Origin of the sequence: Cyanothece sp. BG0011, assembly GCF_003013815.1 — a bacterium.
Taxonomy (GTDB): Bacteria; Cyanobacteriota; Cyanobacteriia; order Cyanobacteriales; family Microcystaceae; genus Crocosphaera.
Genome location: NZ_PRLH01000218.1, coordinates 1 through 8221, shown reverse-complemented (window position 1 = coordinate 8221; position 8221 = coordinate 1). Strand labels below are relative to the sequence as shown.

The following is an 8221-nucleotide window of genomic DNA, read 5'->3' as shown; positions in this document are numbered from 1 at the left end:
TTTTTAGCAGCCATTGGGGTTAAGCTCAACAGAAAGGGTGATGTAATTGACATCAACGCTCAAGACATTGGACAAGATCAAGCTCCCTATGAATTAGTCTCTCAACTTCGTGCCAGTTTCTTTGTCATTGGTCCATTACTTGCCCGTTTAGGAATGACTCGTGTACCTTTACCAGGAGGATGTGCGATCGGTGCGAGACCGGTAGACCTTCATGTACGGGGGTTACAAGCAATGGGTGCAGACGTTCGCATCGAACACGGTGTGGTTCATGCTTGCGTCAGAGGTAGTCGCAAACGTCTGCAAGGGGCTAAGATTTACCTAGATTATCCCAGTGTAGGGGCAACAGAAACCATTATGATGGCCGCTACCTTAGCAGAGGGAGAAACCATCATCGAAAACGCGGCTCAAGAGCCTGAAATTGCTGATTTAGCCAACTTCTGCCGCTCTATGGGAGCTAAAATAAAAGGTGCAGGAACCAATAAAATTGTGGTTTCTGGTGTTGAAAAACTGCACAGTACCGACTATTGTGTGATTCCCGATCGCATTGAAGCAGGAACCCTCTTAATAGCCGGAGCCATTACTAACTCAGAAATTACCCTTAACCCTGTTGTTCCTGAAGATTTAGCCTCTGTCATTGCTAAGTTACGGGAAATGGGTCCCCAAGTGGTGATAGAAGGCACTGATCGTATAAGACTCATTCCTGCGCCTCTCAGAGCAACAGATATCAAAACCATGCCGTTTCCTGGGTTTCCCACGGATATGCAGGCCCAGTTCATGGCTCTGTTAACCTTGAGTGAAGGTAGCAGTATGGTCACAGAAACCGTGTTTGAAAACCGTCTGCGTCATGTGGCTGAGTTACAACGCATGGGCGCAGATATCCGCGTCAAGGGGAATATTGCCTTAGTTAAAGGTGTGCCTTTCCTCTCTGGTGCGCCGGTGATGGCCACTGACTTACGCGCGTCTGCTGCGTTGGTTTTGGCTGGTTTAGCGGCACAAGGAACCACTATTGTGCAAGGGTTACATCACCTTGATCGCGGTTACGATAACCTAGAAGGTAAATTACGTAAATTAGGGGCTAATATTCGCCGTGTTAATGTGATGGATGAAGAAGTTAAGGAATATTCTTCTGTTAACTAAATATTAGCTAGGCTTAATAATAGTTTTATGGGCATACTGATTGATTAGGGTTAGTATGTCCAGTTTTTTTGTTAATTTTACCTTTTTTCTCTGAGAGAAAACTCTAAAGAAAAAAAGTCTTTAATTTGGGCTTTCAATGATTCAGGTAATAGAGGAATAAGGATAGCTAAATTTCCCAAGTTGATAGTTTTTACTCCTAATAACTCAACTCCCACTATTTTATTGTTTTCATTATAATCAACAATAATCCCATCGGCAATTTCTTCAGATTCTAAAACTGTTTGATTCTCAAGACGACAATAAGCTGCATCTACTTCTTGATCATAATTAATTTGAAACGTCATCTTTTTTGACTATTTATTATCTTTTTTGTTTAACCATCGCTGCAAAATTTGAAAGCATTTGTAATCCATTATCTGATGATTTTTCAGGATGAAATTGTACCGCCATTAGGTTATCACGGGCGATCGCGGCTGTTACGGTTTGGCTACCATGAGTTACCACGGCCGCTTTGACATCAGACTCAACCGGATCAACATAATAAGAATGGACAAAATAAACGTAAGGATCAGCAATTAACCCTTGCCATAAGGATAGATTAGGTTGCGTTAATTGTAACTGGTTCCAACCCATGTGAGGAATGGTTAAATTAGGTTCTGAGTGAAAACGACGTACTTTGCCTTTTATAATACCTAAACCGGGTTCTTTGCCTTCTTCTGAACCCTCGAAAAGAATTTGCAGGCCCAAACATATTCCTAAAAATGGTTTACCGGCGGAGATCGCTGCTTTGATGGGTTCTTCTAAACCGCGCGATCGCAGTTGTTGCACTGCCGGATCAAATGATCCTACCCCTGGCAAAACGATCGCCTCTGCTTCTGCAATGTCTTGGGGAGAATCGGTAATTTTTGGCTGAATTCCTGCTTTTTCTAGCCCTTTACACGCAGAGTGCAGATTACCCATGTCATAGTCAATAACAGCCAGGAAACCCATAAACATTCCTTGTGGTTAACATTTCACTATTTATTATGATAATTGATTTTTTGCTCGCTATAAATTAATTAATTCCAAAGGAATTTTCTAAAGCTTCTAAAACCACATCTGTGACGATTTTAGTGCGATAACGACACGCTTGGGTTTCGGTTGAATTAAAACTACCATTTTCCCAATATTTATTACTTCCTGCACCTCCTCCACATACGCCAAAATAATCACAACTTTGACGACAACTCTCAACGCCTTTTGCCATATCTTGATAAATTTGTTTAAATTTTTTACTATCACAAACCGATTCTAAACTATCGGTTAACACATTGCCTAAAATAAAGTTACCGTAAGGTTTAATGTCAACTGATAGTAATTCGGGATCAAAGGTGGAAAAATTACCTAAATAATCAATATTTAAAATGGCAAAGGGATGATTCATGTCGGTTTTTGCTAGTCTTTGATTATCACAAATTAAGCCACAAATTGCCTCAAATTCTCTTACTTTAAATTGATCATTAGTTTGGCTGGTTAATTCCCAAAATCGTTTCATAAACTTATAATATTTTTTTTCTGTCCCCACTTTATCTAAAGAAGAGGTTTGGTTAATTCCTTCTATTTCTTCCATATTAAAAGCGACATCGTTAATATTATTTTGCCAAAAAAAGTTAAATATTTCATCAGCATAGTCTAAAGATTCTTGAGTAATAACAGCAATAATATTAAAGTAGATATCATTTTCTTGTAAATAATTAATCCCTCGCATTACACTTTCATGAGTGGCTAAACCTTTAGGGGTTTTACGATGAGTATTATGTAAAAAATCAGGGCCATCAATACTCACGCCGACACATATATTATATTCTTTAAAAAAGTCACACCAAGCTTGATTAATTAAAATACCGTTGGTTTGTATGGAATGATAAATAGGAAATTGTTTAATATTGTATTTTTCATTAGCAATTTCAATTCTTTTAAATACTTCCTTATAATAAGAAATAGGCACAGCTAAGGGTTCTCCTGCGTGCCAACAAATATCAACAAATTCTCCGACAAAGGGACTGGTAAAAATAGCTTTAAAAATCGGTTCAATTAAATCAAGAGATAGTTTTTCTTTTAACTTTCGATTCGGTAAATAACAATAATCACAATCAAGATTACAAAAAGGAGTCGGTTGAATCACCACTAAATTAATGGGGCCAAATGAGGAAACATTGAGCGAGTCATTTTTTGTGCTATTTATAGATAAATTAGTTTTCATTTTTCACCTTACCACCGATTAATAAATCCACCATTTCTCCAAGGACTACGGTTATAAAAACCTCCTCTATCACCCCAAGGACGACGGTTAACAAAGCCACCACCACCATGACGATTGGCAAAACCACCTCGATATCCATTAGCCCAACTTCCTCGACGGCCATTTGCCCAACCTCTTGCTAGTAAATCAACATCATCTCTTTGTTCATCTAAAACATCAATCTCTCTTTCCTGCATTGCTTCTGTTAAGCGAGATAAACGGGTTTCTATGGTTAAGTTGTTATTGGATAAACTCTCATGACTTTTTGCCACAGAAGCAGTTAAAGTAGACACTGCTAAAAGAAATCCCACACAAGTAATTTTTGTTTTAATTTGCACAATAAATTCTCCTGAAAGTAAATAATAAATCCTGAAATAATATCATAATAAATAACACTTTCATCGATTAATAACGATTGTAAAAACTTCCCCCATTTGGCCAAGGACTTCGGTTGACAAAACCGCCACCTCCGCCCCGATTAACAAAACCACCCCCTCCACCCCGATTGGCAAAACCACCGCCTCCACTACGATTGGCAAATCCTCTGGCTAATAAGTTTTCCTCTGCTGGTGGTAAAGTCTTCATGGTTTCAACGCCTCGCTTTTCTATTACTTTGGTAAGACGAGATAGACGATATTCAATAGGATTAGAAACCTTGGTATTAATCGGTTTTTCGGAATTAGCTATTGCCCCGGAGATATTTAAAGTTGAGATAGCTAATAATAAACCCATGAAAGTGATTTTATTAGTAATCTGCACAATATTTGTCCTCATTATACAATTCTGTTGAGAACTCTAGCAAAAAAGAGACTTTAATGGCTATTATTGTTAAATTTATTTACCTTTTCTTTACAGATTGACTAAAATAAGTAACAATTCTACTGTTTCTTTCTATTAAAACAAAAAATTATGTATAACAAAATACCCTTAATTGCTTTAAGTTTAATGACTATGTTAACTTTTCCGAGTCAAAGTTTAGCAGAGACAGTTCTAGAACGGGTGGCAAGAACAGGAATATTAAATGTTAGCACAAGAGTCGATTTAGTGCCTTATGCTTACGTTAATGACGAAGACAAATTAGTCGGTTATTCTGTAGAACTGATTGAATTAATTAGAGAAACATTAAGTGAAGAAATTGGCAAAGATGTTCAAATTAAAGTCATTGTTGATGATACTTTAGATGAGAGAATTAGCAGCCTTCTTAATCGTGAAGTTGACATTGCTTGTGATACGACTTTTACCTGGCAACGGGATAGATTTGTGGATTTTTCTTTAGCTTATGGGGTGTCTGGGATTAAAGTTTTTGTCAAAGAAGATAATAATTTATCTTCTCCCGACTCTTTTAAAAATAAACGAATTGCTATTATAGAAAGTGTTCTTAGTCCCGAAGCTATTAAAGTCATTGAATCTCAAGTAACCGTTGTTAATGTTGATAGTATACAAGCAGGAATTAAAGCAGTAGAAGACGGTGAAGTAGATGGATTTGCCTTTGACGGTACCATTTTAGAAGGAACGCGACAAACCTTAACTAATCCTGATGCTTATAAAGTAGTGCCGGAGGAATCTTATTTTAAACATGGCATTGCTTGTATGGTTCCCGAACAAGATTCCACTTTTTTGAACCTAGTTAACTTGACCATCGGTAAACTGATGGATGGTTATATTCGGGGTGATTCCCGTTACGTTGAAATGGTCAATCGTTATTTTGGAGAAAATGGAATTGTTCCCTTTGAACCAGCAAGAATTAAAGATTTTTTTGAGATAATGATTATTACCCGTGAACAAATTCCCCCTGAACAATAATTTCAGTTGATCAAAAACTCACTGGTAAAAGGCTGCAGGGGAGCAGGGAGCATGGGAGAGCATTTTGAGTTAAATACAAGCAAACAACTCTTTCTTTGAATTTATTTTGGCTTTAAAAGTCTTAAGCAAAATAACAATAATTTTTAAATCAATTTAGTTGTATTTTTATCTCCCCTGCTCCGGTCTCCCTGCTCCCCCGCAATATCAACTAGGATCTTTGTGATCTCCTGAGTTTAATTCTCAGGAAACTTGCCCTCTCGAACCTCTTGGGAAAAATCACTGACGGCTTGAGTAACAATCTCTCTTAAATTGACATAAGATTTGGCAAAAGGAGGCTGTTTCTCAGACAATCCTAATAAATCTGCTGTTACTAAGACCTGTCCATCACAGTCAGTTCCTGCACCGATGCCAATAGTTGGGATAGGTAACTTATCTGTAATCATCCTAGCAAGGTTAGCTGGAATATGCTCTAAAACCACAGCAAACGCACCGGCTTCTGATAAAGCGATCGCTTCTGATAAAATACGGTCAGCATCGGCCTCGGTGGTTCCCTGTCGACGATAACCCAAACGATGCACCGACTGAGGAGTTAACCCCACATGGCCCATAACGGGGATACCAATATCAGTCAAACGGGCGACGGTTTCGATGGCAGCAGGGTGTCCCCCTTCAAGTTTAACCGCTTGTACTCCAGTTTCTTTTAAAACCCGGCCTGCAGTATGAATGGCTTGACTGATGCTTTCTTGATAACTCAAAAAGGGTAAATCACACACCACCAACGCCCGTTTAACCCCTCGACGAACAGCGGAGGCATGATATAACATTTCATCGAGGGTAACCGGTAAAGTGGTTTCGTAGCCTAAAGCAACCATTGCCAAGGAATCACCCACCAAAATAATATCAATGCCGGCTGCATCTAATAATTGAGCAAAACCATAGTCCCAAGCGGTTAACGCTACAATGGGACGGCCTTGTTGTTTCCAGGTAATCAGTTGTTGTGTTGTCAGTCCCATGATATGCCCAAAATCTGCAAAATTTTAGGGGCTTAATATATTAAGCCCCTACCGTTATACTGTTTCAGTAGTGACTTATTCTTTAACCGCTTCAAGAATCCGAGAATAATAGAAACGAGTGCTAGTCATGTCTTTGCGTTGAATGGTGAAGCCATTGTCTTCTAATATTTTTATAATATCTTTTTCTTTGTGTTGATAGGCGCGGGTGGTTTTGCTGGGCCCTGGGAAAAATTCACCAATCTTTTTAAGAAGGGTTAAACACAGGGTTTTCGGCGCAAAACTGAGGATTAACCGAGATTCGGCTAAAGAGGCTAAATGCTTAATCATTTTCGCTGCATCTTCAGTGGGATAATGGATTAAGACATCGAGACAAATCACGGTGTGATAGTTGCCGGTTAAACTTTCTAAATCTTGTACCGCAAAGGTAACATTACTGGCATCTTTGAGGGTTTTTTGGGCCCTTTCTTGAGCTTCTGTGACCATTTTTTCAGAAATATCACTGGCGAAGATTTTGGCTCCTTCTTGGGCTAACGGAAGGCTTAAACTACCCACCCCACATCCAGCGTCGCAAATAGACAAATCAGCCAGATTTTCATCCGCTTTAAGCCAGGCTACCACTGTATCGATGGTTTGTTGATGTCCGAGGCGAATATCTTTTTGAACTTTATTAACATCTCCATCGCCATAAATCCTCCGCCAACGGTCGAATCCTGTGGCGTTAAAGTAATCTTTGACAATGGTTTTATCATCAGTGGTGGTATTCATGGATTCAGGAAGGTTTTTTTAAGCACAACTTTTCATTTTACCTGAGTATTTGGATGATTCATTATTCTTGCACCACTATCACCACCGTAATATTATCCGAACCCCCGCCGTCTTTGGCGGCTTCGATTAAATTTTTAGCAATGTCGTCACAGGATTCACTGTGGTCAAAAATTTCTTGGATGGCAGGGTCGGCTACTTCTTCGGTTAAACCATCACTACACAATAATAAGCGATCGCCGGGTTGAATCTCTAATGTCCCAATTTCTGGTTTTTGGGTATCTTTGCGCCCTAAACACTGGAACAAAACGTGCCGTCCGGGGTGAGTTTTCGCTTGTTCTGCGTCAATATCTCCCATTTTTAGGGCCCGGGCCACCCAAGTGTGATCTTCGGTGATTTGCTCTAATTTACCGTCACGGATACGATAGAGTCGAGAGTCTCCCACGTGGGCCCGCAGGGGTTGTTCTCCACGAAACAGGACCACTACCGCCGTTGTTCCCATTTCTCCCCGTTCGGGATTATTTTGTTGATCTTCTAATATTCCTTCGTTGGCTTTAATGATGGCTTCTTCTAGGATGTCGTGGGAAGAGGCTTCGGAGTCCCAATACTGTTCTAAATATTCTTTGATGCGTTGGGTAGCAATGAGACTAGCTTCTTGTCCTCCTGCGTGGCCACCCATTCCGTCTGCGACCACAAAAAAACGTCCCTCTGGATCGATGTAATAGTTATCTTGATTGACCGATCTCAACAGTCCCGGATCAGTTAGACCTGTGAAGCGACGATTCATCATTGGTTAATTTAGTTAATTAGTATAAATAAGGGTGGTTTAGTCCCTAACAGAGTGTTAGCAAAACTCCCTACCCTAAAATACTATCAAAAAATTTCCGCTTGGTCATCTAGCAAAAATTCGCTTACAGGTCTATAGGGAACGATAAAGAAAAAATGCAGGTACTAACTTACCTGCAAGACTCAAAGGTTTGCTCTGAATGGATAAAATTTATGCTTTTTCGTCGCTCTTTTTAGCTTTACCTAATTTACGCTTGAACGCAGTTCCGAAACTGATAGCGGCACCAGCACCTAAGATGGTGAGAGGTTCAGGAACGGGTTGACCGGATGAATAAACACTAAAGTGAGAAAGATCAGGACCAGCACTGCCATTTCCTTTTTCAATACCGAAGGTATCCCAAGTTCCACTTAAAGTAGAAGCATTCATCAAATAAGCACT

11 protein-coding genes are annotated in these 8221 nt (G+C 39.6%); 2 read left to right on the top strand and 9 right to left on the bottom strand.

The window, feature by feature from the left end:
• On the top strand, positions 1-1137 hold a 1137-nt coding region (gene murA / locus C4E06_RS27040), incomplete at its 5' end, for a UDP-N-acetylglucosamine 1-carboxyvinyltransferase (RefSeq protein WP_107671408.1).
• Positions 1138-1214: 77 nt separating this feature from the next.
• Here murA and C4E06_RS27035 read toward each other — a convergent pair.
• The 5 genes from C4E06_RS27035 to grrA (C4E06_RS27015) form a co-directional block, all read right to left on the bottom strand.
• Entirely contained in the window at positions 1215-1481 is a 267-nt protein-coding gene (locus C4E06_RS27035; RefSeq protein ID WP_107671407.1) for a DUF2283 domain-containing protein, read from the bottom strand.
• Positions 1482-1497: 16 nt separating this feature from the next.
• Positions 1498-2127: an imidazole glycerol phosphate synthase subunit HisH gene (gene hisH / locus C4E06_RS27030; RefSeq protein ID WP_107671406.1), complete on the bottom strand. Its 630-nt coding sequence runs from the start codon at positions 2125-2127 to the stop codon at positions 1498-1500.
• Between the two features lie 64 nt (positions 2128-2191).
• Complete coding sequence (grrM, locus tag C4E06_RS27025; protein ID WP_107671405.1) at positions 2192-3379, bottom strand: cyclophane-forming radical SAM/SPASM peptide maturase GrrM/OscB; 1188 nt, start codon at positions 3377-3379, stop codon at positions 2192-2194.
• An 8-nt stretch (positions 3380-3387) separates the two neighbouring features.
• Positions 3388-3756 carry a GrrA/OscA1 family cyclophane-containing rSAM-modified RiPP gene (grrA, locus tag C4E06_RS27020; protein ID WP_107671404.1) on the bottom strand — a complete coding sequence of 123 codons (369 nt, stop codon included), beginning with the start codon at positions 3754-3756 and terminating at the stop codon, positions 3388-3390.
• A gap of 67 nt (positions 3757-3823) precedes the next feature.
• Positions 3824-4192: a GrrA/OscA1 family cyclophane-containing rSAM-modified RiPP gene (gene grrA, locus C4E06_RS27015; RefSeq protein ID WP_107671403.1), complete on the bottom strand. Its 369-nt coding sequence runs from the start codon at positions 4190-4192 to the stop codon at positions 3824-3826.
• A gap of 135 nt (positions 4193-4327) precedes the next feature.
• On the opposite strand from grrA (C4E06_RS27015), the gene grrP reads away from it, so the two are divergent.
• Complete coding sequence (gene grrP / locus C4E06_RS27010) at positions 4328-5221, top strand: extracellular substrate binding-like orphan protein GrrP (protein WP_107671402.1); 894 nt, start codon at positions 4328-4330, stop codon at positions 5219-5221.
• Positions 5222-5454: 233 nt separating this feature from the next.
• Here grrP and panB read toward each other — a convergent pair whose 3' ends face one another.
• The 4 genes from panB to C4E06_RS26990 form a co-directional block, all read right to left on the bottom strand.
• Complete coding sequence (gene panB / locus C4E06_RS27005) at positions 5455-6234, bottom strand: 3-methyl-2-oxobutanoate hydroxymethyltransferase (RefSeq protein WP_107671401.1); 780 nt, start codon at positions 6232-6234, stop codon at positions 5455-5457.
• A gap of 75 nt (positions 6235-6309) precedes the next feature.
• Entirely contained in the window at positions 6310-6999 is a 690-nt protein-coding gene (gene bchM, locus C4E06_RS27000; RefSeq protein WP_107671400.1) for a magnesium protoporphyrin IX methyltransferase, read from the bottom strand.
• A 61-nt stretch (positions 7000-7060) separates the two neighbouring features.
• On the bottom strand, positions 7061-7786 hold the full coding sequence (locus C4E06_RS26995; protein WP_107671399.1) for a Stp1/IreP family PP2C-type Ser/Thr phosphatase: 726 nt from the start codon (positions 7784-7786) through the stop codon (positions 7061-7063).
• A gap of 207 nt (positions 7787-7993) precedes the next feature.
• The coding region (locus C4E06_RS26990; protein WP_198649085.1) for a PEP-CTERM sorting domain-containing protein at positions 7994-8221 on the bottom strand (228 nt) is incomplete at its 5' end.

Coding starts and splice junctions, on each gene's coding strand:
- grrA (WP_107671403.1), bottom strand. CDS start 4,192: ATGAGGACAAATATTGTGCAGATTACTAATAAAATCACTTTCATGGGT.
- C4E06_RS27035 (WP_107671407.1), bottom strand. CDS start 1,481: ATGACGTTTCAAATTAATTATGATCAAGAAGTAGATGCAGCTTATTGT.
- grrP (WP_107671402.1), top strand. CDS start 4,328: ATGTATAACAAAATACCCTTAATTGCTTTAAGTTTAATGACTATGTTA.
- bchM (WP_107671400.1), bottom strand. CDS start 6,999: ATGAATACCACCACTGATGATAAAACCATTGTCAAAGATTACTTTAAC.
- hisH (WP_107671406.1), bottom strand. CDS start 2,127: ATGGGTTTCCTGGCTGTTATTGACTATGACATGGGTAATCTGCACTCT.
- panB (WP_107671401.1), bottom strand. CDS start 6,234: ATGGGACTGACAACACAACAACTGATTACCTGGAAACAACAAGGCCGT.
- C4E06_RS26995 (WP_107671399.1), bottom strand. CDS start 7,786: ATGATGAATCGTCGCTTCACAGGTCTAACTGATCCGGGACTGTTGAGA.
- grrM (WP_107671405.1), bottom strand. CDS start 3,379: ATGAAAACTAATTTATCTATAAATAGCACAAAAAATGACTCGCTCAAT.